This window comes from Vibrio sp. NFR (genome assembly GCF_027587095.1).
GTDB classification, from domain to species: domain Bacteria; phylum Pseudomonadota; class Gammaproteobacteria; order Enterobacterales; family Vibrionaceae; genus Vibrio; species Vibrio harveyi.
Window position 1 is genome coordinate 254,233 of record NZ_JAPPTN010000003.1, and the last position, 25,429, is coordinate 279,661.

The following is a 25,429-nucleotide window of genomic DNA, read 5'->3' on the forward strand; positions in this document are numbered from 1 at the left end:
TCAAAATCCGGACATGCCTCTCTGGTCGAGAAAACAGGAAAGGTGTAAATTTAAGCAAGCGCTAATCGCCAGTCTTGGTAGGAAATGAAATGGCAGAACCAACAAAGCAACCTGTTGTTATCGAACACGAACCCACACAACAAAAACATACTCATCATGAAAAGAAGTCTGGCTACATTAAAGACAGTGCAAGCCGTGTTCAAAGCATTGCTCAAATCTACGGGTTAGACGCATTGTTGCAAAGTGATCCTCCAGCTAAAACCGCACTAGAACGCGCTCAATTGCGTGAACAACGCCGCCAAGAGCAAAGACAAAAGAACTTAGAGCAGATCCTAAAACTGGCGCACAGCTCATGTCGAGATGAGACCGCAGGTGAACCTGACCAAGACTGGTTGTATCGTTTTTTCGATATGGCTCAGGACATCCACAACAGCTCAATGCAAAAGTTGTGGGCACAAGTCATGAAGCGCGAAGTGACCAACCCCGGCTCAACATCGATGAAAGCGCTTAAAGTCCTTAAAGATATGTCGCCGAGAGAAGCACAGACTCTGCAACGGGCAGCCACACTGGCATGCAGCTTCGGTGGAGATACCAGTCGCAAACTGCTGATTGGCTACAAAGCGCATGGCGGGATGTTCAGCTTTGGCAAACGCGATACCACTAGCAATCTTAATATGGGCAGCTTCCAGCTTCCTTATTCAAGCTTGTTAGTGTTGATTGAATTGGGACTGCTGCACAGCACTGAATTAGAGTCCGGAGAAATTGGCATTGAAACGCCTTTGATGCTCACCTATCAAGGTAAAAACTTATCACTGCAGGTAAATACGAAAGGCGTGCGCCTGTTGTACTACCGCTTTACCCCAACAGGTAATGAGTTGTGTAAACTGCTCGGAAATAAACCTAACAACCAGTATTACGATCAGATGTTAGCGCTTTTAAATCAGAGATTTAGCGTTCATAGTGAAGCAAAACCTACGGTGAATCACACCGTTTAGTACAGATAAAAGAGCTTTTGGTCACCTATGATCCAAAAGCTCTTTTATCTGCTCAATGACTTTTTGGCCACCTATGATCCAAATGCTTTTTTATCGGATCACGCCACGTTGTTTAAGGTCGATTAAACACAACTCCACCAGCTCTTCGACACTCTTTTCGCCCGCAGGCAAATCAATTTCTGGGTTTGCTGGTGCTTGGTATTCTGAGTCAATACCGGTGAAATTTGGGATTTCACCTGCGCGTGCTTTTTTGTACAAACCTTTTGGATCGCGACCTTCACATACTTCTAGAGACGCATTGACGAACACTTCAATAAACTCCCCCTCAGGCAGTAGATCACGCACCAATTGACGCTCAGCGCGGTGAGGAGAAATAAACGCTGACAAAACAATCAACCCCGCATCTGCCATCAGTTTTGCTAACTCACCAATACGGCGAATGTTCTCGCGACGGTCTTGCTCAGAAAAGCCTAAATCGCTGCACAAGCCATGGCGCACATTGTCGCCATCGAGCAAATAAGTGTGATAACCCAATTCGGCTAAGCGATTTTCCAATGCGCCCGCCACCGTTGATTTACCTGCACCTGATAGCCCAGTAAACCAAAGTACCGCAGGCTTCTGCTTTTTTAATCCAGCACGAAACTGTTTATCAACCGAGTGCTGATGCCAAACGATGTTTTCATCTTTTACCGGAGTTTCGGCAGTCATAACGTATCCTTGTAAATTTACAGATTAAAACGGAAAGAAGACCGGAATCAGCGTCAGTACTAGCACTGAATACACAATGGAAATCGGCACGCCAATTCGCACATAATCGGTCAATTTGTAATTCCCTACGCTGTATACCAACAAGTTGGTTTGGTATCCGTAAGGAGAGATAAAACTGGCACTGGCACCAAACAGCACCGCCATAATGAAAGGCATTGGGTCAACGCCATAGCCTACCGCCATGCTATAGCCAATAGGGAAAGACAGCGCCGCCGCCGCATTATTGGTGACAAGTTCCGTTAGCACCAGAGTCATGATGTAAGTTGCAACTAAAGCGCCAAACACGCCCCAGCCATTAAAGGCTTCGATAAACATATTGCCCATACGCACCGACAAGCCGGATGAAATCATCAATTGCGCAATAGATAACGCAGAGCCAACAATCACCACGATATCAATTGGGAAGCGACGACGAAGTTCAGAAAGTTGAATCACACCAAAGGCAAGTAGCGCAATCAAATACGCCGCCAGACCTTTGATAATAGGTACGAGTTCCAACAACGCACAGCCAATCACTGCAGCAAAGCCAAACAACACCAAGGCCGATTTATTCGCATCCAAACGTGCGCTCGAATCTAAATCGTTCACCAACACGAACTCTTTACGATGCGCGCGGCGTTCTGCTTCAAAGCGCTTACCGGGAACTAAAACTAACGTATCACCTGCGGCTAAAGTGATATTGCCTAAGCCACCTTCAAGACGCTCATGACCACGGCGAATCGCCACGACCACCGCATCAAATCGATCTCGAAAACGGCTCTCTTTAAGCGTTTTATGGCAGAAGGTCGCCGATGAGCTCACCACCACTTCCATAAAATTTTGTCCGTTGAGGTGTTGATGACCAAACAACGTTAAACCTGGGATCTCTTGTAGCGTCGCAACACTCTCTACATCACCACAAAATAGTAATCGGTCTTTAGCATTAAGCACAAAATCAGGACCAACAGAAGGCACACTGACACCATCGCGTATCACTTCAGCCAAAAATAGTTTTCTCAGTGCGCGTAAGTTATTTTCCGTAATAGTACGTCCAACCAGTGGCGAGCCCGGTTCGACACGAGACTCTAAGAAGTAAGGTAAGTCCTCTTGGTTTTGGTCATCGTAATTAGGTAATAGATAGCTCAGCGGGATGAGAATAAGCACACCGCCCACCAACACCGCTAAGCCAATCATGGTTGGAGTAAAGAAGCTCAAGCTTGGCAGGCCGGCATCTTCGACAAAGCTGTTGATGATTAAGTTGGTCGAGGTTCCAATCAGAGTCAGCGTGCCACCAAAAATCGCCGCATAAGAAAGGGGAATTAAAAGCTTAGAAGGCGCGTGTTGTTGATTACGTTTTATCGCACCAATTAATGACACCACAACAGCAGTATTATTAGTAAAAGAAGAAAGCAAAGCAGTAGAAAAACCCAACTTAGCGATCACACTGCCAAGGTGCCCTTCAGAAATACTGCGACTGACCCAACTGATTAATAGCGTTTTTTCTAATGCGCTCGATGCAAGAATCAACAACACTAAGGTCAGAAGTGAAGAATTAGTAAAGTTTGCCGCAATGGTATTGAGCTCAATCATCCCCGCCATAAACGCAATGAAAGCTGCCCCAGCAAATACGTAGCTTGGTTTGATTTTGGTTACGAGCAAACAAGTGATAATGCCAAGCAAAATCGCTAATACAAATCCTTGTTCCCACATAGCCAATCCTTACCAATAAACCCGATACGGGCACAACAACGACTCGTGCAAACTTAGCTGCACGGAGTGACAAACGAGTAACCAGACAAAAAAGCAAAGCAAGCGAAAAAGAACGCCAGAATGCTCGGTTTCTTGGGCTTCCGGAGCATTCTGGATTCGGGGGAAATCAGCCTGACGGGTTTCGCAATCCAGTCAGGCTAAATGAACCAATTACTTCTTCAATAACTGGCTCAGGTCTTTAGCTTCCCAATGCGGGAAATGCTTACGAACCAAAGCATTGAGTTCAAGTTCGAACGCTGAAACATCCGCAAGACCACGCTCAACAGCCGCTAGGCTTTCTTTCACCATACCTGCACCAACCGTTACATTGGTCAGACGATCGATGATGATGAAGCCGCCGGTATCGGCACAATCTTGGTAGTTATCCAATGCGACAGATTCGTTCAGCGACCACTCACACAAACCGATGCCGTTGAGTGGCAATTCAGCTGCACCGTGAGTAGAAAGATTGTTGATGTCGTACTGGTGACGAATAGCTTCAACGTGACCAACCGTCTTCTTACCAGCAATCTTAATGTCGTAATCACGACCTGGTTGCAGCGGTTGCTCTGTCATCCACACTACGTCCGCCCACAAGTGGTTGGTTGATTCCACTTGCGCATTTTCCAGCACCAGCAAATCACCACGACTGATGTCGATTTCGTCATTCAGCGTCAAGGTCACAGCCAGACCGGCTTGTGCTTCCTGTACATCGCCATCAAAAGTCACGATACGTGCAACGGTTGAGGTTTTGCCTGATGGCAGCGCCTTAATCGCATCACCTACTTTCACAGAGCCCGATGAAATCGTGCCAGCAAAGCCGCGGAAGTCGAGGTTAGGACGGTTTACATACTGAACAGGGAAACGGAAGTCGCCTTCGCCTTTCTCGTGGTCAACATCCACAGTCTCAAGTAACTCAAGCAAAGACGGACCTTCAAACCAGCTTAGGTTCTGTCCTTTCTCTACTACGTTGTCGCCTTCTAGCGCTGACAACGGAATGATTTGGATATCCGTCTCACCCGCTAGGTTTTCTGAGAACTGCAGGTACTCATCGCGAATCTCTTCAAAACGTTCTTGTGAGTAATCCACCAAGTCCATTTTGTTGATAGCAACGACGAAGTGTTTCAAACCCAGTAGGTTAGAAATGAATGAGTGGCGACGCGTTTGGTCCAACACACCTTTACGTGCATCAACCAGAATCACAGCTAAATCACAGGTCGATGCACCTGTTGCCATGTTACGCGTGTACTGCTCATGTCCTGGCGTATCAGCAATGATGAACTTACGTTTCTGCGTCGAGAAATAACGGTAAGCCACATCAATGGTGATGCCCTGCTCGCGTTCTGCTTGTAGACCATCTACCAGCAATGCCAAATCTGGCTTTTCACCCGTGGTGCCTACGCGTTGGCTATCCGAGTGAACCGCAGCTAGCTGATCTTCATAAATTTGTTTTGAGTCGTGGAGTAAGCGACCGATTAGGGTACTTTTACCGTCATCTACCGAGCCACAAGTCAGGAATCTAAGTAACGACTTGTACTGGTGTTGTTTTAAATAGCCTTCAATACCAAGCTCGGCTAACTGAGCTTCAACTGCACTGTTCATTATCTTTCCTTAGATCCTTTAGAAGTAACCTTGACGTTTCTTAAGCTCCATCGATCCTGACTGATCGTGGTCGATCGCACGACCTTGGCGCTCACTTGAGGTTGCCACCAGCATTTCTTCGATGATGCCTGTTAGCGTGTTTGCTTCAGACTCAATCGCGCCAGTCAGTGGGTAACAACCCAAAGTACGGAAACGAACACTCTTCTCTTCAATCACTTCACCTGGTTCTAGCTCCATGCGGTCATCGTCTACCATGATCAGCATGCCATCACGCTCAACAACCGGTCGCTTGTCTGCAAGGTACAGAGGCACAATCTCGATGTTTTCTAGGTAGATGTATTGCCAGATATCCAGCTCAGTCCAGTTTGAAAGTGGGAACACACGAATGCTTTCCCCTTTGTTTACTTGACCGTTGTATGTTTTCCAAAGCTCCGGACGTTGGTTTTTCGGATCCCAGGTATGGTTCTTATCGCGGAATGAGTACACGCGCTCTTTTGCACGTGACTTCTCTTCATCACGACGTGCACCACCGAATGCCGCATCAAAACCATACTTGTTCAGAGCTTGCTTCAAACCTTGAGTCTTCATGATGTCAGTATGCTTTGAAGAGCCGTGCACAAATGGGCTACAACCCATTGCTAGACCTTCTGGGTTCTTATGAACCAAAAGCTCAAAGCCGTATTTCTCAGCGGTACGATCACGAAACTCGATCATCTCGCGGAATTTCCAATCCGTATCTACGTGCAGCAGTGGGAATGGAATTTTGCCTGGGTAGAAGGCTTTACGCGCAAGATGCAACATGACTGATGAATCTTTACCAATCGAATACATCATGACTGGGTTATCGAACTCAGCCGCAACTTCGCGGATGATATGAATACTCTCCGCTTCGAGTTGTTTAAGGTGAGTTAAACGTTGTTGGTCCATGTTTTGTCTTTCCTTTTTAAGCTTGAAGGCTCATTAGTCCCTAATCTTTGGTCTGAAATTATATGGAGCTGGCAATAGCACTTTTGTTGAATTCAGTACTAGACAAAAACCAGTCCAACTTTTGAGACAGACGCACAACTTCGCCGACAACAATCAAAGACGGAGCTTGAGCTTCTTTAGATAATTCAGATAGTTGAGAAAGTTCTCCGGTGAAAACTTTTTGCTGGATTTGCGTACCGCGCTCGATGATGGCGATAGGGGTTGAGGCTGCCCTACCATGTTTGATGAGCTGATTCTGAATATAGTGTGATTTCATCAGTCCCATGTAGATCACTAAAGTCTGATTCCCGCGCGCTAATGTCGACCAGTCCATGTCGTCACTTTCTTCTTTAAGATGACCCGTAACAAACAGTGCTGACTGCGCGTAATCACGATGCGTCAGCGGGATCCCTGCATAAGCAGTCGCACCCGCAGCGGCAGTAATGCCCGGAACTACTTGGAAACGAACACCGGCATCAGCCAAAACTTCCAATTCTTCACCACCGCGACCAAACACAAATGGATCGCCACCTTTAATGCGCACCACTTTGTAGCCTTGCTTGGCAAAGTCCACCAGCAATTGGTTAGTCTTTTCTTGCGGCACACTGTGGTGACCAGCACGTTTACCCACGCACACCAAAATGGTTTCGCTTGGAATTAGCGTCATGATCTCGTCAGACACTAGGTAGTCGTAAAGCACGACGTCAGCCTGTTGTAGGCAGTTAAGTGCTTTCAGTGTTAACAGCTCAGGGTCGCCGGGACCGGCACCAACAAGGGCAACTTCACCTGGTTGAAGAGATTGCTTGCTAAAACGCGGAAGATCGGCAGCTCGGTTATTCGAAACCAGCCGAGGCTTGTTGATTGGAAAATTCGTTACTGAATCGTTAACTGCCATGTGCTTGCTCATCATCCATTGATATCGTTATGGATGGCATTATGGCGGTGGGTTTATATTACCGGAAATTCTAAAATTTCATTTTTTATTCAAAAAACTGCTAAGAAGCTTTTGTTAGGTCTCATTCAAAATGGTGAAAAAGGCATCACTTTGACACTTTCCTCCGCATTTAATTGCCTAATGTTCACAGTTTTCTGCATCTTAGCCTGAGCTTGCACTAATATTTGTTACATTACGCTGTACGACCTCTCTATCCCATTTAATTGGAGCACCTCATGAAAATGGCAGTTAATCCCGTATCCGTCGCAGTTTTAAGCGGTATGTTGACGCTTGCAGGTCCAGCAATGGCGGACACTATTAAGCTACGTATTATCGAAACCACCGATATTCACACCAATGTGATGGATTACGACTACTACAAAGATCAGCCCTCTCAACAAATCGGTCTTAGCCGTGCGGCGACACTGGTTAAGCAAGCTCGTGAAGAAGCTGTAAACAGTGTATTGGTCGACAATGGCGACTTGATTCAAGGCAGCCCGATGGGCGATTACATGGCAGCGAAAGGGATTAACGCTGGCGAAATCCACCCGGTATACAAAGCGATGAACCAGTTGGATTACGATGTAGGTAACATTGGTAACCATGAATTCAACTACGGTCTTGAGTTCCTGAAAAACTCTATCGACGGTGCGAACTTCCCTTATGTTAGTGCTAACGTTTTCGACAAGAAGACAGGTGAGCACTACTTCAAACCTTATCTCATTAAAACGCACACGTTTAAAGACACCGACGGTCAAAGCCACGAAATCAAAGTGGGCTACATCGGCTTCGTACCACCGCAAATCATGGTGTGGGATAAGAAAAACCTAGAAGGTAAAGTTTTCGCTGAAGACATCACTGAGACTGCGAAAAAGCTGGTTCCTCAGATGAAGAAAGAAGGTGCTGACGTAATTGTGGCGATTCCACACTCGGGCATTTCGACTGACCCATACAAGCTCGGCGCTGAAAACTCGGTTTACTATCTCACAGAAGTTGAAGGCATTGATGCGATTGCATTTGGTCACTCTCACGCCGTGTTCCCAGGTAAAGACTTTGCCAAGCTGCAAGGTGTCGACAACGCAAAAGGCACAATTAATGGCGTAACCGCAGTCATGCCAGGTCGCTGGGGTAGCCACGTTGGCGTAATGGACTTGATGTTGAAAGAAAAAGACGGCAAATGGCAAGTTGTTGAGGGTCAATCTGAAGCTCGCCCTATCTTCGACAAAGCCAACAAAAAGTCGTTGGCGGAAGCCGATAAAGGCATCGTGGATGCACTTGTTGATGACCACAAAGGCACACGTGAATTCGTCAATCAGCCAATCGGTAAAGCAAATGATGTGATGTACAGCTTCCTAGCGCTTGTACAAGATGATCCAACGATTCAAATCGTAAACCTTGCTCAAAAAGATTACGTGGAACGCTTTATCCAAGGCGACCCAGATCTTGCAGACATTCCAGTACTAAGCGCAGCTGCACCATTTAAAGTGGGCGGACGTAAAGACGATCCAAATGGCTTCACGGAAGTAGAGTCCGGCCAGCTGACTTTCCGTAATGCCGCGGATCTTTACTTATACCCGAATACGCTGGTAGCAATGAAGGTTAAAGGCAAAGAAGTTCACGAATGGCTAGAGTGTAGCGCGGGTCAGTTCAACCAGATTGATGTCAACAGCACCAAACCTCAGTCTTTGTTGAATTGGGATAACTTCCGCACTTATAACTTCGACGTGATTGATGGTGTGAACTACCAAATCGATGTCACTCAACCACCGAAGTACGACGCAAGTTGTAACGTGATCAACCCAGACTCACAACGTATCGTGAACCTGACTTATAACGGAAAACCGGTGGATCCGAAGCAAGACTTCATCATTGCAACCAACAACTACCGTGCTTACAGCGCGACTTTCCCAGGCACTGGTCCGGATTTCATCGCATTTGATTCTCCAGATGAGAACCGCTCAGTAGTTGCTGCTTACATCTCTCGCATCAGTAAAGAGCAAGGTGAAGTAACACCAAGTGCAGATAACAACTGGTCTTTCGCGTCAATCAAATCGGATAACAAACTTGATGTTCGCTTTGAAACCTCACCAAGTGATAAAGCTGCCCAGTTCATCAAAGAGAAAGGGCAATACCCGATGAAACGTGTCGCAACTGACGAAGTTGGTTTCGCGATTTACCAAATCGACCTGAATAAATAAGGGGTATGCCCAAGTAACCTCGAGATGCTAGGTTCAGCGAGAATGACTTGGGTATACTTGACAATGATTTCAAGCGGCTCTCATGAGCCGCTTTTTTGTTATCAGTAAAAACCGTTAGAATGAGAAAAACCGTTTCTGAGTTATCACATGCACAGCGATCTTTTTTCAGACTTAATCAATCATGGTTTCCTCAAAAATGAGGCAAATCAGCTTATTGAACATGGGCAACAGCTTGAACTGCCAACACGCCATATTCTCAATCACCAAGGTGAATTCAGCTCGCACATCTACTTTGTATTAGAGGGATTGTGTCACGCCAGTTATCTGACCGACAAAGGGAAGGAATTCAGTAAAGAGTTCTACTGGGAAAAAGATTGGGTGATTGGCTTTGAAGGGCTTATCAAAAATCAGCCTTCGCCGTATTTATTGGAAACGCTGACACCTTGTCATCTGTTTTGCTTACCGGTTGAAGTGCTACATCAGTGGCGTGAAGAAAAGCATCCTATCTACTTAAAGCTGCTCGAAGCGCAACTGATGCATAAAGAAAACAAAGAACGTTTTATGTTGCTTTACTCACCAGAAGAACGTTACCAACTGTTTTGTCAACACTATCCAGACTTAGAACAGCGCATTACCGATAGCCAGATTGCCGCTTACTTGGGGATTACCGCGATCAGTCTTAGCCGAATTAAGTCGCGCTTAAAGAAAGGCAATGAATAAGGTCAGATAGGCTGGAAAAAACAAAGGCGCTCAATGTCGAGCGCCTTTGCATTAAATGAGGTTCTGCTTACTTCAGAATACGAGCACGGAATTGACGACCTTTCATCTTACCGTTACTGATAGTTTGCAGTGCTTTCTTCGCCACAGATTTCTCTACCGCAACGTAAGAGCGCATCGCCATTAACTGGATCTTACCCACTTGTGCACCCGTGATACCATTTTTACCAGTCAAACAGCCAAGGATGTCACCCGCACGTACTTTCTGTTTCTTACCGCCATCGATATTAATCGTCACCATCTTCGCTTGGTATGGCTGCTGAGTTGATTTCGCTGGCAGTGTTGCTGGTACCACATCCATATCTAGGTACTCTTCAATACGAGCTACACGTAGACCATCTTTCTCACCAAAGAAGCTGAACGCCAGACCTTTGCTGCCCGCACGACCAGTACGACCAATACGGTGAACGTGTACTTCAGGGTCACGAGACAGTTCGAAGTTAAATACTGCATCAAGGTTGTCGACGTCTAAACCACGCGCCGCCACGTCTGTTGCAACAAGGATAGACACACTCTTGTTAGCAAACTGTACCAGAGCTTGGTCGCGTTCACGTTGTTCTAGATCGCCATGAAGGTCCACCACACTGAAGCCTTTGTGATGCAGTTCATCTGCCACATTCTGTACTTCTTTCTTGGTATTACAGAACACTACTGCTGACTCTGGCTGGTGCGTCAGTAGTAGGTTTGCCAGAGCTTCATCGCGTGCTTCTGAACCTTCAACGTTGTAAAAGTATTGCGCGATGCTCGACGTATCATGTGTCGATTCTACTTTGATCATCTCTGGTGATTGCATAATACGTTGAGCAATCTGTTCGATCTTCTCTGGGAAAGTCGCACTGAATAGCAGTGTTTGACGTTGCTTCGGTGCTGCATCAATGATCGCATCGAGTGCGTCTTGGAAGCCCATTTCCAGCATGCGGTCTGCTTCATCTAGAACCAGCGTGTTTAGCTCTTCTAGGTTAATGCGACCTTTCTCTAGGTGATCAAGGATACGACCTGGCGTACCTACCAGAATATGCGCGCCATGCTCTAATGAACCGATTTGCGGTCCCATTGGCATACCACCACACAGTGTCAGTACTTTAATGTTGTGAATACCACGACCTAACGTACGGATCTCTTTCGCCACCTGATCAGCCAGTTCACGCGTTGGGCACAACACCAAAGATTGTACACGGAAGCGCTTCACGTTTAGGTTGGACAATACGCCCAGACCAAATGCCGCGGTTTTACCTGAGCCAGTTTTGCCCTGACCAATCACATCACGCTGATTCAAAATCGCAGGTAAGCTCAACGCTTGAATTGGCGTCATATGGGTGTAGTTCAATGATTCAAGCGTCTCTAGTAGCGCTGGATTAAGCCCTACTTGGTCAAAAGTTTGTTTGCTCACAGGGAAATATCCTCAGGTGGGATGAAAAAGAGGGCACATTATCGCCAGATTTGTCACGAAGACCAGTGAAAATTAACCATTGTTAATGAGTAATAGCAGAAAACGACGTAAAGTCAGCTGCATTCGCTCATTAATGGATATTGAAAATGATCAACTGGACTGCCCTACCTTTCTCTCAACTGACGACGACACAACTCTACGAGATGCTGCGCTTGCGCGTTGATGTCTTTGTGGTGGAGCAAACCTGTCCTTATCCAGAGCTAGATGGAAAAGATACACTGGAAGGCGTTTTTCACCTATTAGGTTACAAAGGAGATGAACTGGTTGCCTGTGCTCGCCTATTGCCTGCAGGTACCACCTACGACAATGTCAGTATTGGTCGTGTAGTAACCAAGCAAAGCGCTCGTGGTGGTGGTCTTGGACATGAACTGCTTGAGCAAGCCCTGCAACATTGCCAACAGCTTTGGGCAGGTAAAACGATAGATATCGGCGCACAGGAACACCTGATGGCTTTCTATGCGAGTCATGGTTTTGAAGTTATTTCCGAAAGCTACCTTGAGGATGGTATCCCTCATGTGGATATGCGCCGAATAAGCTAAATGTCACCCCATCATCTGGCGTTACTATTACTGGTTATCGGCAACTTGGCGGCGTCACTCTCCGATGTCGCCGTTAAACTGATTGAAGGCGGCATTAGCCCGTTCCAATATATGTTTGTGCGCCAGTTGGCTTCACTGCTGCTCATCCTACCTTTCTATCTCAGACAACAACCGGATAAACGTAGCCTAAAACAAGCACCCATTACCTTGTTGCGAGCGCATCTAATATTAATTGGTAGCGGATGTATGATGGTTGCGGTGACTCACCTCCCTCTGGCAACTGCAAACGCGGTTTTTTACGCAGCGCCGATTTTAATGTTGCCGCTGTCGATATTGTTCCTCAAAGAGCATCCTCCACTAAGTAAAATCTTGCTCACTTGCTTCGGGTTCCTTGGTGTCTTAGTGGTACTCAGACCGGATCATTTTCATTGGGCTGCATTGTTTGCACTCGGCACGGCGACCACATTGGCGATGTTTAATATATTGGTAAGAAAGCTACCCAGTGAACAGTCTGTGGTCACCACACTTTGGTGGACCACGCTGTTCTCGTTGCCTATATCGGCGATAATGGCTTGGTTTTATTGGCAGCCGATTAGTTGGCAAGAACTGACACTAGTTATCGCAAGTGCAGTGTGCATCTTAAGCTATAACGGCTTGGCAGTAATGGCATATCAAAAAGCTCCAGCCGGAGAAATTGCTTTAGCAGAATACTCTGGCTTAGTATTCGTAACACTCTTTGGGATATGGTGGTTTGACGAGATTCCAGATTGGCTGACTGCAATAGGGATCCTGATGATCGTATTACCGCTATTACCATGGAATAAGAGAAGACAACATGCCAATCAACAGGCACAAGATTGAGCTCCAGCAGCAAGTAAGCTGACAGACATAAAAAAGACGCGAATCATCGCGCCTTTATAATGCTTGCTAGTGAACGTTATTTATTACGTCCGAATGTCCCGTCAGATAAACGGAAGAACATCACCGACTCACCACTTTTCTCAAGTTGAAGCATATCTAATTTGCCATCGTCAGCGAGCTTGAAGCGCACCAATTGACCTTGCTTGATTCGACTTAAAGGCTTGTCGCTACCTTCAATTTTAACTAGGGCGTTTAAGTCCGCCATTGGCAGTTGATTACTGCGGAATACTTGGGCCAGTGTATCGCCGTTCTTTACCGTGTACTCTTTCCATTGCTCAGACTTTGGTTCTGAGTTTTGTGCAGAACGCTGCTCACTCAAGCTTTGTGCATTCAATTGAATGGCAACACGTTGATTCTCAACTTGAGTATCATCGATAAGTGCTTCAGTATCTTTTGGCACTGGAATGATCAGAAGCACCAACACCACAGGCACCAATACCATTAGTGCACGTTGATGTAGTTTTGGAAGACGGTGCCAAAACTGAGTGACAGGCTCGATCCTCTCCTGCCACTTCTCTTTGCTAAACGGCTGCTTCCAATCGATAGCAGCGAACTTTTGTTTCATCAATTCGACGTGGTCGACTTGCTGCTTTTTCTTTCTGCGACGATTCATTCTGATGAGTCCCTTAATGCTTCTAATCTCAGTATAAAAATACCAGCGCGGAGAGTATATGTTTTTCGCCAAAGTAAAATGTAATTTGGCGTAAATTAGCAGAAATTTCACTTGGAGTAAGAGATAAGTCACACCCTCTGCTCCAGAATGCGACATTCGAGCTCAATCATTTAAACCGAGGCTCGAACCTGATATCCTGTGCCTTTATCACTCCTAACAAGAGCGACATTCATGTCTGAAATTAAATTTGAAACTGCAGAACAGAAAGCTAGCTACGGTATTGGTCTGCAAATGGGTCAGCAACTAGCTGGTTCTGGTCTAGAAGGTCTTAGCGTTGACGCTATCGCTGCTGGTATTGCAACTGCACTAACTGGTGACATGCCATCTATCGAAATCGATGAGATTAACAACGCGCTTCAAGAGCTACACACTCGTGCAGAAGCAGCTCGTCAAGAAGCAGCTAAAGCAGCAGCAGCTGACGGCGAAGCGTTCCTAAAAGATAACGCTCTACGTCCAGAAGTAAACGTTCTTGAGTCTGGTCTTCAGTACGAAATCATCACTGAAGGCACTGGTGAAATCCCAACAGCGGCGTCTCAAGTACGTGTTCACTACCACGGTGAGCTAACTGACGGCACTGTATTCGACAGCTCTGTATCTCGCGGTCAACCTGCTGAGTTCCCAGTAACTGGCGTAATCAAAGGCTGGGTTGAAGCACTTCAACTAATGCCTGTTGGCTCTAAGTGGAAACTATACATCCCACAAGACCTAGCATACGGTGAGCGTGGCGCAGGTGCTGCAATCCCTCCATTTGCTGCTCTAGTATTCGAAGTAGAACTACTAGACATCCTATAATTGAGACCATTCTCAATAGCAAATTCGAAGCGGCGCACACTAGCGCCGCTTTTTTTGTCTAGAATAAACAGACTTGAGCTCAATAACCTTACGTCTCAGTAATCTCAAGAAGTAAACAAACAATAATAATCGCAAGCCACATGGAGGTATTATGCGTAAAACACTCCTCACCTTAGCTCTGCTGTCAATGAATATTGGTACAGCTCACGCTTTTCTTGATGCCGTGACCGACAAAGATAACCAAGAAGGTTTAATGGACATGGTTAGCCAAGGTATGAATGCGGAGTCCTCTCCAATCACAGATTTACTAACGAGCCAATTACCAGTTTCGACTGAACAAGCCGCTGGCGGCACAAGTGCATTATTAGCTTTGGCACAAAGCCAACTGTCAGATCAAAATAGCAGTGAACTAAAATCTCTGATCCCAGGGATGTCGAGTTTGGATAGCGCACAAAGCTTGCTAGGTAATATCGAAAGTTTAAGCGCGGTACAGAGCACTTTTGACAAATTGGGGTTAGACCCTTCAATGATCAGTCAATTTGCGCCGGTGATACTGGGCTATTTGGGCGACCAAGGGGCAAGCGAGGGCTTACTCAAGTCACTAAGTGGATTGTGGGGTTCAGGCAGCTAAGAAGTTTCGCCTAAACATAAATTAAGACTAAAGATTCAATTATCAAAGATTAGTTTGAGAGGGGAGACGGAAAACTCAATTTGTTTCGCTTTCAAATACGACAGATACAAAAAAGCCGAGCTAATGCTCGGCTTTTTTTGTTCTTACGAACTGAGATTACTCAGCAGCTTCTTCAGCAGCTGGGCGATCTACAAGCTCAATGTAAGCCATTGGAGCTTTATCACCAGCACGGAAGCCAGCTTTTAGGATACGAGTGTAACCGCCCTGACGAGCAGCAAAACGTGGACCTAGTTCGTTAAACAGTTTTGCAACTACTTCGTTGTCACGAGTACGTGCAAATGCTAGACGACGGTTAGCAACACTGTCAGTCTTAGCTAGTGTAATCAAAGGCTCAACTACGCGACGTAGCTCTTTTGCTTTTGGCAAAGTAGTCTTGATAACTTCATGACGTACTAGAGAGCTAGCCATGTTGCTGAACATCGCTTTACGATGTGAGCTGTTGCGGTTGAGTTGACGACCACTCTTACGATGGCGCATGACCTAATCCTTCTAACTAGTATCGATTAATCTTCAGCGATTGATGCAGGTGGCCAGTTTTCTAGGCGCATGCCCAGAGACAGACCACGTGACGCAAGTACGTCTTTAATCTCAGTAAGAGATTTTTTACCAAGGTTAGGCGTTTTAAGTAGCTCAACCTCAGTACGTTGTACTAGATCACCGATGTAGTGAATCGCTTCTGCTTTCAGACAGTTAGCAGAGCGAACTGTTAGTTCAAGATCGTCTACAGGACGCAGTAGGATCGGATCGAATTCTGGCTTCTCTTCCTTCTCCTCAGGTACACGTACATCACGAAGATCTACGAACGCATCCAATTGTTCAGCTAGGATAGTAGCTGCACGACGGATTGCTTCCTCAGGTTCTAGAGTACCGTTTGTTTCCATATCGATAACAAGCTTGTCTAGATCAGTGCGCTGTTCTACACGAGCTGCTTCTACAGCGTAGGCAATTTTGTCTACTGGGCTGTAAGTAGCATCTACTAGTAGGCGACCGATTGGACGCTCGTCTTCTTCGTTATGGATACGCGCAGAAGCTGGAACATAACCACGACCACGTTCAACTTTGATACGCATTGCGATCTCAGCGTTGTCATCCGTTAGGTGACAAATAACGTGTTCAGGGTTAGCGATCTCTACATCACCGTCATGGGTGATGTCACCTGCAACCACAGGGCCCGAGCCTGATTTGTTCAAAGTAATGAACACTTCATCTTTGCCTTCAGCTACGCGCACTGCCAAACCTTTAAGGTTTAGAAGGATTTCAAGAATATCTTCTTGTACGCCTTCTTTAGTGCTGTACTCATGAAGTACGCCTTCGATTTCTACTTCTGTCACTGCACAACCAGGCATAGAAGATAGAAGAATGCGGCGAAGTGCATTACCTAGAGTATGACCAAAGCCACGCTCTAATGGCTCAAGAGTTACTTTTGCGTGAGTCGAGCTGATTTGTTCGATGTCAACTAGACGTGGCTTAAGAAATTCTGTTACAGAACCCTGCATTGTGTCCTCTCTTTAGTTTAAACCTTACTTAGAGTAAAGCTCGACGATCAATTGTTCGTTGATGTCAGCTGATAGATCAGAACGCTCAGGCATACGCTTGAATGTACCTTCCATCTTGCCACCATCTACTTCAATCCAAGTTGGTTTTTCACGTTGTTCAGCAACTTCTAGAGCTGCTTTGATACGAGCTTGCTGTTTAGCTTTCTCGCGGATAGAAACAACGTCATTAGCCGCTACTTTGAAAGAAGGAACGTTTACAACTTTACCGTTAACTAGGATAGCTTTGTGGCTAACTAGCTGACGTGCTTCTGCGCGAGTTGCGCCAAAGCCCATGCGGTAAACTACGTTATCAAGACGACCTTCAAGAAGCTGAAGTAGGTTTTCACCTGTGTTGCCTTTAAGACGCGCAGCTTCTTTGTAGTAGTTACGGAATTGTTTTTCTAGAACGCCGTACATACGACGAACTTTTTGCTTCTCACGAAGCTGAACGCCATACTCAGATAGACGACCGCGACGAGCGCCGTGTACACCTGGTGCGTTATCAATTTTACACTTGGTATCGATCGCGCGAACACCAGACTTAAGGAATAAGTCAGTGCCTTCACGACGGCTAAGCTTCAGCTTAGGACCCAAATATCTTGCCATGATCTTTCTCCAGTAATCTAAAAAACGTTATACGCGACGTTTCTTAGGTGGACGACAACCGTTATGAGGGATTGGTGTAGCATCAACGATGTTTGTGATGCGGAAACCAGCAGCGTTCAGAGCGCGAACAGTAGATTCACGACCTGGACCAGGACCCTTAACCATAACTTCCAAGTTCTTTAGACCGTATTCTTTAGCCATTTCAGCACAACGCTCAGCAGCAACCTGTGCAGCGAACGGAGTAGACTTACGAGAACCACGGAAACCAGAACCACCTGCAGTAGCCCAAGCTAGAGCGTTACCTTGACGGTCAGTAATGGTTACGATTGTGTTATTGAAAGAAGCATGGATGTGCGCAACGCCATCTGCAACTTGCTTGCGTACGCGCTTACGAGCGCGAGTTGGTTGTTTAGCCATTGTACTCTACCTTCCCGATTATTTCTTGATCGGCTTACGCGGACCCTTACGGGTGCGAGCGTTGGTTTTAGTACGCTGTCCACGTAGTGGTAGACTGCGACGATGACGAAGACCACGGTAACAGCCAAGGTCCATAAGACGCTTGATGTTCATAGATACTTCACGACGTAGATCACCTTCTACAGTGTACTTAGCTACACCATCACGCAGTTGATCGATCTGCTCTTCAGTTAGTTCACTGATCTTAACATCTTCAGCAATACCCACTTCAGCTAGGATAGCTTGAGAGCGAGTTTTACCGATGCCGTAGATCGCCGTTAGAGCGATTACAGCGTGTTTCTGATCAGGAATGTTAATGCCTGCTATACGGGCCATTATTCACTCCTAAGTGTTTCTATAAAAGAATTAGCCGCAGCAAAGCCCGTTATGGATACGCTGCGGAGTACTACTTCTTTTGCACGCAAAAGGTAGGCCGAGGAATATACTCGACCTAACCTTCATTTTCAAGTAAAAATTTCTGCTAATTAGCCTTGGCGCTGTTTGTGCTTTGGCTCACTGCAAATCACGCGAACAACACCGTTGCGCTTGATTACTTTACAGTTACGGCAGATTTTTTTAACGGAAGCACGAACTTTCATTGCTAAACTCCGTAATTGAAACTGAGTCTACCGTCGAATTAACGACCGTAGCCTTTCAGATTCGCTTTCTTCAACACAGAATCATACTGTTGAGACATCAGATGAGTCTGTACCTGTGCCATAAAGTCCATGATAACAACTACTACGATAAGTAGTGATGTACCGCCGAAGTAGAAACGTACGTTCCACGCGACCATCATGAACTCGGGAATCAGACAGATAAAGGTAATGTACAGTGCACCCGCTAGGGTTAAACGTGTCATCACTTTATCAATGTACTTAGCTGTCTGCTCACCTGGGCGGATACCGGGTACGAATGCACCGGACTTCTTCAAGTTATCTGCTGTTTCACGCGGGTTGAATACCAACGCCGTGTAGAAGAAACAGAAGAAAATAATCGCTGCTGCATAAAGCATTACATACAGCGGTTGACCTGGGCTAAGAGCCAAAGACACGTCAGTTAACCAACCGAACGCGCTGCTCTCACCGTTCTGACCAAACCACTGAGCCAGTGTTCCTGGGAACAGGATAATACTTGATGCAAAAATCGCTGGAATAACACCCGCCATATTAATTTTAAGTGGCAAGTGCGAGCTTTGCGCAGCAAATACTTTACGACCTTGTTGACGCTTAGCGTAGTTAACGACGATTCGGCGTTGACCACGTTCCATGAAAACAACGAAGTAAATTACTGCAAAAGCTAATACCGCGATTAGCAACAGAAGAAGTACATGCAATTCACCTTGACGCGCTTGCTCGATTGTTTGACCGATTGCAGAAGGCAATCCAGCAACAATACCTGCAAAAATCAGAATGGAAATACCATTACCGATTCCTCGCTCTGTAATTTGTTCACCTAACCACATTAGGAACATGGTACCAGTTACTAAACTTACGGTAGCAATTAGCGTAAACATGGTTTGGTTCATAACAACCAGATTATCGACCATGTTTGGTAAGCCTGTTGCAATACCAATAGCTTGGAATGTTGCAAGTACAAGCGTGCCGTAGCGTGTATATTGGCTGATCTTACGACGGCCTGCTTCACCCTCTTTTTTGAGTTCCGCTAACGCTGGATGAACTACAGTTAGCAATTGGACAACAATAGAAGCCGAAATATACGGCATGATGCCCAACGCTAATATAGATGCACGCTCAAGAGCACCACCGGAGAACATGTTAAACATTTCAACGATGGTACCTTTTTGCTGTTCGAACAAATCGGCAAGTACAGCAGCGTCAATACCAGGAATCGGCACAAAAGAGCCGGCTCGGAATACTAAAAGTGCACCAATTACGAATAACAAGCGCGACTTTAGTTCACTTAAGCCGCTCTGAGCACTACGAAAATCTTGTCCTGGTTTCTTAGCCATCTGTACCTCGTTCCTCGAGATTATTCCTCGATTTTACCGCCTGCAGCTTCGATTGCAGCTTTAGCGCCTTTAGTCACACGTAGACCTTTAACAGTCACTGCTTTGTTAATCTCACCAGAAAGAACAACTTTTACAAATTCGATGTTCTTAGTGATGATGTTAGCAGCTTTAAGGCTGTTTAGATCAACCACGTCACCAGAAACTTTCGCTAGCTCAGCTAGACGAACTTCAGCAGACACTAGGCTCTTACGAGAAGTGAAACCGAATTTTGGTAGACGTTGTTTCAGAGGCATTTGACCGCCTTCGAAACCTGGACGAACTTTACCGCCAGAACGTGATTTTTGACCTTTGTGACCACGGCCACCAGTTTTACCTAGGCCAGAACCGATACCACGACCTACACGCTTGGGAGCGTGCTTAGAGCCAGCAGCCGGTGCAAGAGTATTCAAACGCATTCTGATTACTCCTCAACTTTAACCATGTAGAAAACCTTGTTGATCATACCGCGTACACACGGAGTATCTTCAAGTTCTACTGTATGGTTGATTTTACGAAGACCTAGACCACGCAAAGTAGCTTTGTGCTTTGGTAGGCGGCCAATTGAGCTTTTAGTTTGAGTTACTTTAATAGTTGCCATGGTGTTCTTACTCCGAAATAGCTTCAACAGTTAGACCACGTTTAGCAGCAACCATTTCTGGCGACTTCATGCTACCTAGTGCATCGATCGTTGCACGAACGATGTTGATAGGGTTCGTAGAACCGTATGCTTTAGATAGTACGTTGTGTACGCCAGCAACTTCTAGTACTGCACGCATCGCACCACCTGCGATAACACCAGTACCTTCTGCAGCAGGCTGCATGTAAACTTTAGAGCCCGAATGGCGACCTTTCACTGGGTGGTGAAGAGTGCCTTCGTTTAGCGCGATAGTAGTCATGTTACGACGCGCTTTTTCCATTGCTTTTTGAATCGCTGCAGGTACTTCACGAGCTTTGCCGTAACCGAAACCTACACGACCGTTACCGTCACCAACTACTGTTAGTGCAGTGAAGCTCATGATTCGACCGCCTTTAACCGTTTTAGAAACACGGTTAACTGCGATTAGCTTTTCTTGCAAATCATTCGCTTGAACTTGTTGTTCTTTAGCCATCTTCCAACCCTACCTTAGAATTTCAGACCAGCTTCGCGAGCAGATTCTGCTAGCGCCGCTACTCGACCGTGGTATTGGAAACCAGAACGATCAAATGCAACTGCAGTTACGCCTTTTTCAAGAGCGCGCTCAGCAACAGCTTTACCTACTGCTTTAGCTGCATCAACGTTACCAGTGTATTTCACTTGCTCACGGATCGCTTTTTCTACAGTAGAAGCTGCTGCGATAACCTCAGAGCCATTAGCCGCGATAACCTGTGCGTACACGTGACGAGGAGTACGGTGTACAACTAGGCGAGTCGCACCCAGTTCTGCAATCTTACGACGTGCACGTGTAGCACGACGGATGCGAGATGCTTTCTTATCCATAGTGTTACCTTACTTCTTCTTAGCTTCTTTAGTACGCACATTTTCATCTGCGTAACGAACACCTTTACCTTTGTAAGGCTCAGGTTGACGGTAAGAACGAATGTCAGCCGCAACTTGACCAACTAGTTGCTTATCACAACCAGTGATGATGATTTCAGTTTGGCTTGGACATTCAGCTTTAATACCCGCTGGCAACTCGTGCTCAACTGGGTGAGAGAAGCCTAGTGTTAGACCTACAGCGTTGCCTTTGATAGCAGCACGGTAACCAACACCTTTAAGAGTTAGCTTCTTAGTAAAGCCTTCAGTAACACCAACAACCATGTTGTTAACTAGAGCGCGAGCTGTACCAGCTTGTGCCCATGCGTTAGCAACACCTTCTTTAGGACCGAAAGTTAGGTTGTTTTCTTCCTGAGCGATTACTACAGCGTTGTTAAGAACGCGAGATAGTTCGCCCTTAGCACCTTTTACAGTGATTTCTTGGCCGTTTAGTTTCACCTCTACGCCAGCTGGAATAGCGACAGGTGCTTTAGCAACACGAGACATATTCTACTCCTATTAAGCTACGTAGCAGATGATTTCACCACCAAGACCTGCTTTACGTGCAGCGCGGTCTGACATAAGACCCTTGGAAGTAGAAACGATAGCAATACCAAGACCACCCATTACAGAAGGAAGTTGATCTTTCTTCTTGTAAACACGTAGACCTGGACGAGAAACACGTTTAAGTTGCTCGATTACTGGTTTAGCTTGGAAGTACTTAAGAGTAACTTCTAGCTCAGGTTTTGCTTCGCCTTCAACAGCGAAGTCAACGATGTAACCTTCAGCTTTTAGTAGTGCAGCGATTGCAACTTTAAGCTTTGAAGAAGGCATTTTAACAGCAACTTTGTTTGCTGCCTGACCGTTACGAACACGGGTCAGCATATCCGAAATCGGATCTTGCATGCTCATATGATTTACTCCAAATGATTAAGTGGCAATTACCAGCTAGCCTTACGAAGACCCGGAATCTCGCCTTTCATGCAAGCTTCACGAACCTTAATACGGCTTAGACCGAACTTACGTAGGTAACCGTGTGGACGACCAGTTTGGTTACAACGGTTGCGCTGACGTGATGCACTTGAATCACGTGGAAGAGATTGCAGTGTAAGAACCGCATTCCAACGATCTTCTTCAGATGCGTTTACATCGCTGATGATAGCTTTTAGCGCTGCACGCTTTTCAGCGAACTTAGCTACTAGCTTCGCACGTTTTGCTTCACGTGCTTTCATTGAATTTTTAGCCATAACAGTAACCCTTCACCTTACTTACGGAATGGGAAGTTAAAGGCAGCCAGCAGAGCACGGCCTTCCTCATCAGTACCAGCAGACGTCGTAATAGTGATGTCTAGACCGCGTACTCGATCAACTTTATCAAAGTCGATTTCCGGGAAGATGATTTGCTCGCGAACGCCCATGCTGTAGTTACCGCGACCGTCAAAAGACTTAGCGCTAACACCACGGAAGTCACGTACTCGTGGAAGAGCGATCGAAATTAGACGCTCAAGAAAATCCCACATACGTTCGCCACGCAAGGTTACTTTACAACCGATAGGGTAGCCTTCACGGATTTTGAAACCTGCAACAGATTTACGAGCTTTAGTGATAAGTGGCTTTTGACCAGAGATCGTTGCCATATCAGCAGCTGCGTTTTCTAGCAGTTTCTTATCGTTGATTGCTTCACCAACACCCATGTTTAGGGTGATTTTCTCGATTCTAGGGACTTGCATGACGCTTGTGTAGCTAAACTGTTTGGTCAGTTCAGCGACTACAGACGACTTGTAGTAATCATGCAGTTTCGCCATAGTAGAACTCCAAATTACTTCTATTAGTTAGAAACGATTTCGTTGTTAGACTTAAAGAAACGAACTTTCTTACCATCTTCAAAACGGAAACCGATACGGTCAGCTTTACCAGTAGCTGCGTTAAAGATCGCCACGTTAGAAACGTCGATTGCTGCTTCTTGCTCTACGATACCGCCTTGGATACCTAGTGCAGGAACAGGTTTCTGGTGTTTCTTAACAAGGTTGATACCTTCAACGATAACTTTACCAGTTGCTAGGACCTTAGTTACTTTACCTTTCTTGCCTTTGTCTTTACCAGCAAGAACGATTACTTCGTCATTACGACGGATTTTAGCTGCCATTTCTACGTGCTCCTTACAGAACTTCTGGAGCCAGTGAAACGATCTTCATGAACTTATCGCCACGAAGTTCGCGTGTCACAGGACCAAAGATACGTGTACCGATTGGTTGCTCAGTGTTGTCGTTCAACAATACACAAGCATTTCGGTCGAAGCGAATGACAGAACCGTCAGGACGACGTACGCCTTTACGGGTGCGCACTACCACCGCCTTCAGAACGTCACCTTTTTTAACTTTACCGCGAGGAATTGCTTCCTTAACAGTAACTTTGATAACGTCACCGATATGTGCATAACGGCGGTGAGAGCCACCCAGAACCTTAATACACATTACGCTGCGTGCGCCTGAGTTATCAGCTGCGTCCAGCATACTTTGCATTTGGATCATGTTAGTGCTCCGCTAAATAATAAAAAAACTAGACCCTCTCGGGTCGGGCTGCCTCTTTAAAAGGGACGCGAATTGTACCACCCTTTTTTGTGATTGGGTAGTCAAAAAATAAACGGCTCCAAAAATAATTTTTGGAGCCGTTTGTCAATCATAGATTGGGGAAGATTACATCTTCGCCTTTTCTACAACTTTAACCAAAGTCCAAGACTTAGTCTTAGACAGTGGACGACACTCTGCGATTTCAACTTTGTCGCCTAGGCCACATTCGTTGTTCTCGTCGTGTGCGTGTACTTTAGTCGTGCGCTTTACGAATTTACCGTAAATTGGGTGTTTAACCATGCGCTCGATAGCAACTACGATAGACTTGTCCATCTTGTCGCTAACAACACGACCTTGTTGAGTACGTTTTACTTCGCTCATTATGCGCCTGCCTTCTCAGTCAAAACAGTTTTCACACGTGCGATATCACGGCGTACAGCTTTCAGAGTATGAGTTTGCTGTAGCTGACCAGTTGCAGCTTGCATGCGCAAGTTGAACTGTTCACGTAGCAAATTCAATAGCTCAGCGTTAAGCTCTTCAACGCTTTTCTCGCGTAGATCTTGTGCTTTCATCACATCACCTGCTTAGTTACAAATGTAGTTTTGAATGGCAGTTTACGAGCCGCTAGGCGGAACGCTTCACGAGCCAATTCTTCAGGTACACCACCCATTTCGTACATAACCTTACCAGGTTGGATTTGGGCTACCCAGTACTCAACGTTACCTTTACCCTTACCTTGACGAACTTCAAGTGGTTTTTCTGTGATTGGTTTGTCTGGGAACACACGGATCCAGATTTTACCTTGACGCTTAACGTGACGTGTCATTGCACGACGTGCCGCTTCAATTTGACGAGCAGTTAGACGACCACGGCCAACAGCTTTAAGACCGAATTCGCCGAAGCTTACATCAGTACCTTTAGCTAGACCACGGTTACGACCTGTCTGAACCTTACGGAACTTAGTACGTTTAGGTTGTAGCATCTGTCGACTCCTTACTTACGGCCTTTACGCTGCTTCTTAGGCTTGTCGCCTTTAGGCTCTACAGCGTTAGCTGCTGGCATACCACCTAGGATCTCACCTTTGAAGATCCAAGTTTTAATGCCGATCACACCGTATTGAGTGTGAGCCGAAGAAGTTGCGTAATCAATGTCTGCACGTAGAGTGTGTAGAGGTACACGACCTTCACGGTACCACTCAGAACGTGCGATTTCAGCGCCGCCTAGACGACCGCTTACTTCTACTTTGATGCCTTTAGCACCTAGACGCATTGCGTTTTGTACCGCGCGCTTCATAGCACGACGGAACATAACACGACGCTCTAGTTGAGACGCGATGCTGTCACCAACAAGTTGTGCATCAAGTTCAGGCTTACGTACTTCAGCGATGTTAATTTGCGCTGGTACACCTGCAATTTTTGCTACAGCTGCGCGTAGTTTCTCAACGTCTTCACCTTTCTTACCGATTACAACGCCTGGACGAGCAGTGTGAATAGTCACACGGATGCTCTTAGCAGGACGCTCGATAACGATGCGTGAAAGAGACGCTTTTTGTAGTTCCTTAGTTAGGAACTGACGTACCTTGAAGTCGCCGTCTAGGTTGTCAGCGAAATCTTTGGTGTTAGCAAACCATGTAGCATTCCAAGGCTTAACGATGCCAAGACGAATACCATTAGGATGTACTTTTTGACCCATTGCTTACTCTCCT

The 25,429-nt window shown here is 46.0% G+C and carries 35 protein-coding genes; 7 read left to right on the forward strand and 28 right to left on the reverse strand.

Features of this window, described 5'->3' with window-relative positions; genetic code table 11:
* The first annotated feature begins 89 nt into the window (after nucleotides 1-89).
* The gene (locus tag OH463_RS07610; protein ID WP_009698869.1) at nucleotides 90-995 is read left to right on the forward strand and encodes a TIGR03899 family protein; all 906 of its coding nucleotides are present in this window, start codon (nucleotides 90-92) and stop codon (nucleotides 993-995) included.
* A 90-nt stretch (nucleotides 996-1,085) separates the two neighbouring features.
* Here the strand turns inward: OH463_RS07610 and cysC are convergent, their stop codons facing one another.
* The 5 genes from cysC to cobA form a co-directional block, all read right to left on the reverse strand.
* Complete coding sequence (gene cysC, locus OH463_RS07615; RefSeq protein ID WP_005450533.1) at nucleotides 1,086-1,703, reverse strand: adenylyl-sulfate kinase; 618 nt, start codon at nucleotides 1,701-1,703, stop codon at nucleotides 1,086-1,088.
* Between the two features lie 24 nt (nucleotides 1,704-1,727).
* A complete protein-coding gene (locus OH463_RS07620; protein ID WP_009698870.1) occupies nucleotides 1,728-3,452 on the reverse strand; it encodes an SLC13 family permease in 1,725 nt (574 codons plus the stop codon).
* 210 nt (nucleotides 3,453-3,662) lie between these two features.
* Nucleotides 3,663-5,093, reverse strand: a complete 1,431-nt coding sequence (cysN, locus tag OH463_RS07625) for a sulfate adenylyltransferase subunit CysN (protein WP_269990948.1) — start codon at nucleotides 5,091-5,093, stop codon at nucleotides 3,663-3,665.
* Nucleotides 5,094-5,111: 18 nt separating this feature from the next.
* The gene (gene cysD, locus OH463_RS07630) at nucleotides 5,112-6,020 is read right to left on the reverse strand and encodes a sulfate adenylyltransferase subunit CysD (RefSeq protein WP_005450539.1); all 909 of its coding nucleotides are present in this window, start codon (nucleotides 6,018-6,020) and stop codon (nucleotides 5,112-5,114) included.
* Between the two features lie 58 nt (nucleotides 6,021-6,078).
* The gene (gene cobA, locus OH463_RS07635; RefSeq protein WP_050935616.1) at nucleotides 6,079-6,954 is read right to left on the reverse strand and encodes a uroporphyrinogen-III C-methyltransferase; all 876 of its coding nucleotides are present in this window, start codon (nucleotides 6,952-6,954) and stop codon (nucleotides 6,079-6,081) included.
* A gap of 275 nt (nucleotides 6,955-7,229) precedes the next feature.
* On the opposite strand from cobA, the gene cpdB reads away from it, so the two are divergent.
* Both cpdB and OH463_RS07645 read left to right on the forward strand, forming a co-directional pair.
* Nucleotides 7,230-9,191: a 2',3'-cyclic-nucleotide 2'-phosphodiesterase gene (gene cpdB / locus OH463_RS07640; RefSeq protein WP_269990949.1), complete on the forward strand. Its 1,962-nt coding sequence runs from the start codon at nucleotides 7,230-7,232 to the stop codon at nucleotides 9,189-9,191.
* Between the two features lie 147 nt (nucleotides 9,192-9,338).
* A complete protein-coding gene (locus tag OH463_RS07645; RefSeq protein ID WP_005450545.1) occupies nucleotides 9,339-9,911 on the forward strand; it encodes a Crp/Fnr family transcriptional regulator in 573 nt (190 codons plus the stop codon).
* A 67-nt stretch (nucleotides 9,912-9,978) separates the two neighbouring features.
* Here OH463_RS07645 and dbpA read toward each other — a convergent pair whose 3' ends face one another.
* The gene (gene dbpA / locus OH463_RS07650; protein ID WP_005430562.1) at nucleotides 9,979-11,358 is read right to left on the reverse strand and encodes an ATP-dependent RNA helicase DbpA; all 1,380 of its coding nucleotides are present in this window, start codon (nucleotides 11,356-11,358) and stop codon (nucleotides 9,979-9,981) included.
* Between the two features lie 146 nt (nucleotides 11,359-11,504).
* Between dbpA and OH463_RS07655 the strand changes: the two genes are divergently transcribed.
* The gene (locus OH463_RS07655) at nucleotides 11,505-11,957 is read left to right on the forward strand and encodes a GNAT family N-acetyltransferase (protein WP_269990950.1); all 453 of its coding nucleotides are present in this window, start codon (nucleotides 11,505-11,507) and stop codon (nucleotides 11,955-11,957) included.
* The gene (locus OH463_RS07660) at nucleotides 11,958-12,818 is read left to right on the forward strand and encodes a DMT family transporter (RefSeq protein ID WP_269990951.1); all 861 of its coding nucleotides are present in this window, start codon (nucleotides 11,958-11,960) and stop codon (nucleotides 12,816-12,818) included.
* 76 nt (nucleotides 12,819-12,894) lie between these two features.
* Here OH463_RS07660 and OH463_RS07665 read toward each other — a convergent pair whose 3' ends face one another.
* A complete protein-coding gene (locus OH463_RS07665; protein ID WP_005450551.1) occupies nucleotides 12,895-13,491 on the reverse strand; it encodes a LysM-like peptidoglycan-binding domain-containing protein in 597 nt (198 codons plus the stop codon).
* A 231-nt stretch (nucleotides 13,492-13,722) separates the two neighbouring features.
* Between OH463_RS07665 and OH463_RS07670 the strand changes: the two genes are divergently transcribed.
* Nucleotides 13,723-14,343: an FKBP-type peptidyl-prolyl cis-trans isomerase gene (locus OH463_RS07670; protein ID WP_005450553.1), complete on the forward strand. Its 621-nt coding sequence runs from the start codon at nucleotides 13,723-13,725 to the stop codon at nucleotides 14,341-14,343.
* A 151-nt stretch (nucleotides 14,344-14,494) separates the two neighbouring features.
* The gene (locus tag OH463_RS07675; RefSeq protein ID WP_269990952.1) at nucleotides 14,495-14,974 is read left to right on the forward strand and encodes a DUF2780 domain-containing protein; all 480 of its coding nucleotides are present in this window, start codon (nucleotides 14,495-14,497) and stop codon (nucleotides 14,972-14,974) included.
* Nucleotides 14,975-15,130: 156 nt separating this feature from the next.
* Here the strand turns inward: OH463_RS07675 and rplQ are convergent, their stop codons facing one another.
* The 21 genes from rplQ to rpsC all read right to left on the reverse strand — a co-directional run bounded on the left by rplQ (nucleotide 15,131) and on the right by rpsC (nucleotide 25,416).
* On the reverse strand, nucleotides 15,131-15,511 hold the full coding sequence (gene rplQ, locus OH463_RS07680) for a 50S ribosomal protein L17 (protein ID WP_005383141.1): 381 nt from the start codon (nucleotides 15,509-15,511) through the stop codon (nucleotides 15,131-15,133).
* Nucleotides 15,512-15,537: 26 nt separating this feature from the next.
* Nucleotides 15,538-16,530 (reverse strand): DNA-directed RNA polymerase subunit alpha, encoded by a 993-nt coding sequence (locus tag OH463_RS07685; protein WP_005383143.1) that lies wholly within the window; start codon nucleotides 16,528-16,530, stop codon nucleotides 15,538-15,540.
* Nucleotides 16,531-16,554: 24 nt separating this feature from the next.
* The gene (gene rpsD / locus OH463_RS07690; RefSeq protein ID WP_005383146.1) at nucleotides 16,555-17,175 is read right to left on the reverse strand and encodes a 30S ribosomal protein S4; all 621 of its coding nucleotides are present in this window, start codon (nucleotides 17,173-17,175) and stop codon (nucleotides 16,555-16,557) included.
* A gap of 27 nt (nucleotides 17,176-17,202) precedes the next feature.
* Complete coding sequence (gene rpsK / locus OH463_RS07695; RefSeq protein ID WP_001118870.1) at nucleotides 17,203-17,592, reverse strand: 30S ribosomal protein S11; 390 nt, start codon at nucleotides 17,590-17,592, stop codon at nucleotides 17,203-17,205.
* Between the two features lie 18 nt (nucleotides 17,593-17,610).
* Nucleotides 17,611-17,967: a 30S ribosomal protein S13 gene (gene rpsM, locus OH463_RS07700; protein ID WP_005450559.1), complete on the reverse strand. Its 357-nt coding sequence runs from the start codon at nucleotides 17,965-17,967 to the stop codon at nucleotides 17,611-17,613.
* 149 nt (nucleotides 17,968-18,116) lie between these two features.
* Nucleotides 18,117-18,230 carry a 50S ribosomal protein L36 gene (gene rpmJ, locus OH463_RS07705; RefSeq protein ID WP_000868186.1) on the reverse strand — a complete coding sequence of 38 codons (114 nt, stop codon included), beginning with the start codon at nucleotides 18,228-18,230 and terminating at the stop codon, nucleotides 18,117-18,119.
* 38 nt (nucleotides 18,231-18,268) lie between these two features.
* Nucleotides 18,269-19,603: a preprotein translocase subunit SecY gene (gene secY / locus OH463_RS07710; RefSeq protein WP_005435093.1), complete on the reverse strand. Its 1,335-nt coding sequence runs from the start codon at nucleotides 19,601-19,603 to the stop codon at nucleotides 18,269-18,271.
* A 20-nt stretch (nucleotides 19,604-19,623) separates the two neighbouring features.
* Nucleotides 19,624-20,058, reverse strand: a complete 435-nt coding sequence (rplO, locus tag OH463_RS07715) for a 50S ribosomal protein L15 (protein ID WP_005450562.1) — start codon at nucleotides 20,056-20,058, stop codon at nucleotides 19,624-19,626.
* A gap of 5 nt (nucleotides 20,059-20,063) precedes the next feature.
* Nucleotides 20,064-20,240 (reverse strand): 50S ribosomal protein L30, encoded by a 177-nt coding sequence (rpmD, locus tag OH463_RS07720; protein ID WP_005450564.1) that lies wholly within the window; start codon nucleotides 20,238-20,240, stop codon nucleotides 20,064-20,066.
* A 7-nt stretch (nucleotides 20,241-20,247) separates the two neighbouring features.
* Entirely contained in the window at nucleotides 20,248-20,751 is a 504-nt protein-coding gene (rpsE, locus tag OH463_RS07725) for a 30S ribosomal protein S5 (protein ID WP_005435090.1), read from the reverse strand.
* 14 nt (nucleotides 20,752-20,765) lie between these two features.
* A complete protein-coding gene (rplR, locus tag OH463_RS07730) occupies nucleotides 20,766-21,119 on the reverse strand; it encodes a 50S ribosomal protein L18 (RefSeq protein WP_005435088.1) in 354 nt (117 codons plus the stop codon).
* A gap of 9 nt (nucleotides 21,120-21,128) precedes the next feature.
* Complete coding sequence (gene rplF, locus OH463_RS07735) at nucleotides 21,129-21,662, reverse strand: 50S ribosomal protein L6 (RefSeq protein WP_005450565.1); 534 nt, start codon at nucleotides 21,660-21,662, stop codon at nucleotides 21,129-21,131.
* Nucleotides 21,663-21,674: 12 nt separating this feature from the next.
* Complete coding sequence (gene rpsH, locus OH463_RS07740) at nucleotides 21,675-22,067, reverse strand: 30S ribosomal protein S8 (protein ID WP_005450567.1); 393 nt, start codon at nucleotides 22,065-22,067, stop codon at nucleotides 21,675-21,677.
* Between the two features lie 29 nt (nucleotides 22,068-22,096).
* Entirely contained in the window at nucleotides 22,097-22,402 is a 306-nt protein-coding gene (rpsN, locus tag OH463_RS07745) for a 30S ribosomal protein S14 (protein ID WP_004410442.1), read from the reverse strand.
* Nucleotides 22,403-22,419: 17 nt separating this feature from the next.
* The gene (rplE, locus tag OH463_RS07750; RefSeq protein ID WP_005450569.1) at nucleotides 22,420-22,959 is read right to left on the reverse strand and encodes a 50S ribosomal protein L5; all 540 of its coding nucleotides are present in this window, start codon (nucleotides 22,957-22,959) and stop codon (nucleotides 22,420-22,422) included.
* Nucleotides 22,960-22,982: 23 nt separating this feature from the next.
* Nucleotides 22,983-23,300, reverse strand: a complete 318-nt coding sequence (rplX, locus tag OH463_RS07755) for a 50S ribosomal protein L24 (protein ID WP_005435084.1) — start codon at nucleotides 23,298-23,300, stop codon at nucleotides 22,983-22,985.
* A gap of 13 nt (nucleotides 23,301-23,313) precedes the next feature.
* Nucleotides 23,314-23,685, reverse strand: a complete 372-nt coding sequence (gene rplN / locus OH463_RS07760) for a 50S ribosomal protein L14 (RefSeq protein WP_004410450.1) — start codon at nucleotides 23,683-23,685, stop codon at nucleotides 23,314-23,316.
* A gap of 165 nt (nucleotides 23,686-23,850) precedes the next feature.
* Entirely contained in the window at nucleotides 23,851-24,105 is a 255-nt protein-coding gene (rpsQ, locus tag OH463_RS07765) for a 30S ribosomal protein S17 (RefSeq protein WP_005450571.1), read from the reverse strand.
* Nucleotides 24,105-24,296 carry a 50S ribosomal protein L29 gene (rpmC, locus tag OH463_RS07770; protein ID WP_004410456.1) on the reverse strand — a complete coding sequence of 64 codons (192 nt, stop codon included), beginning with the start codon at nucleotides 24,294-24,296 and terminating at the stop codon, nucleotides 24,105-24,107. The genes rpsQ and rpmC overlap by 1 nt, the downstream gene beginning before the upstream one ends.
* On the reverse strand, nucleotides 24,296-24,706 hold the full coding sequence (gene rplP / locus OH463_RS07775; RefSeq protein WP_005379577.1) for a 50S ribosomal protein L16: 411 nt from the start codon (nucleotides 24,704-24,706) through the stop codon (nucleotides 24,296-24,298). Before rplP ends, rpmC begins: the two co-directional genes overlap by 1 nt.
* Before the next feature lie 11 nt (nucleotides 24,707-24,717).
* On the reverse strand, nucleotides 24,718-25,416 hold the full coding sequence (gene rpsC, locus OH463_RS07780; protein WP_005435080.1) for a 30S ribosomal protein S3: 699 nt from the start codon (nucleotides 25,414-25,416) through the stop codon (nucleotides 24,718-24,720).
* Nucleotides 25,417-25,429: the final 13 nt, after the last annotated feature.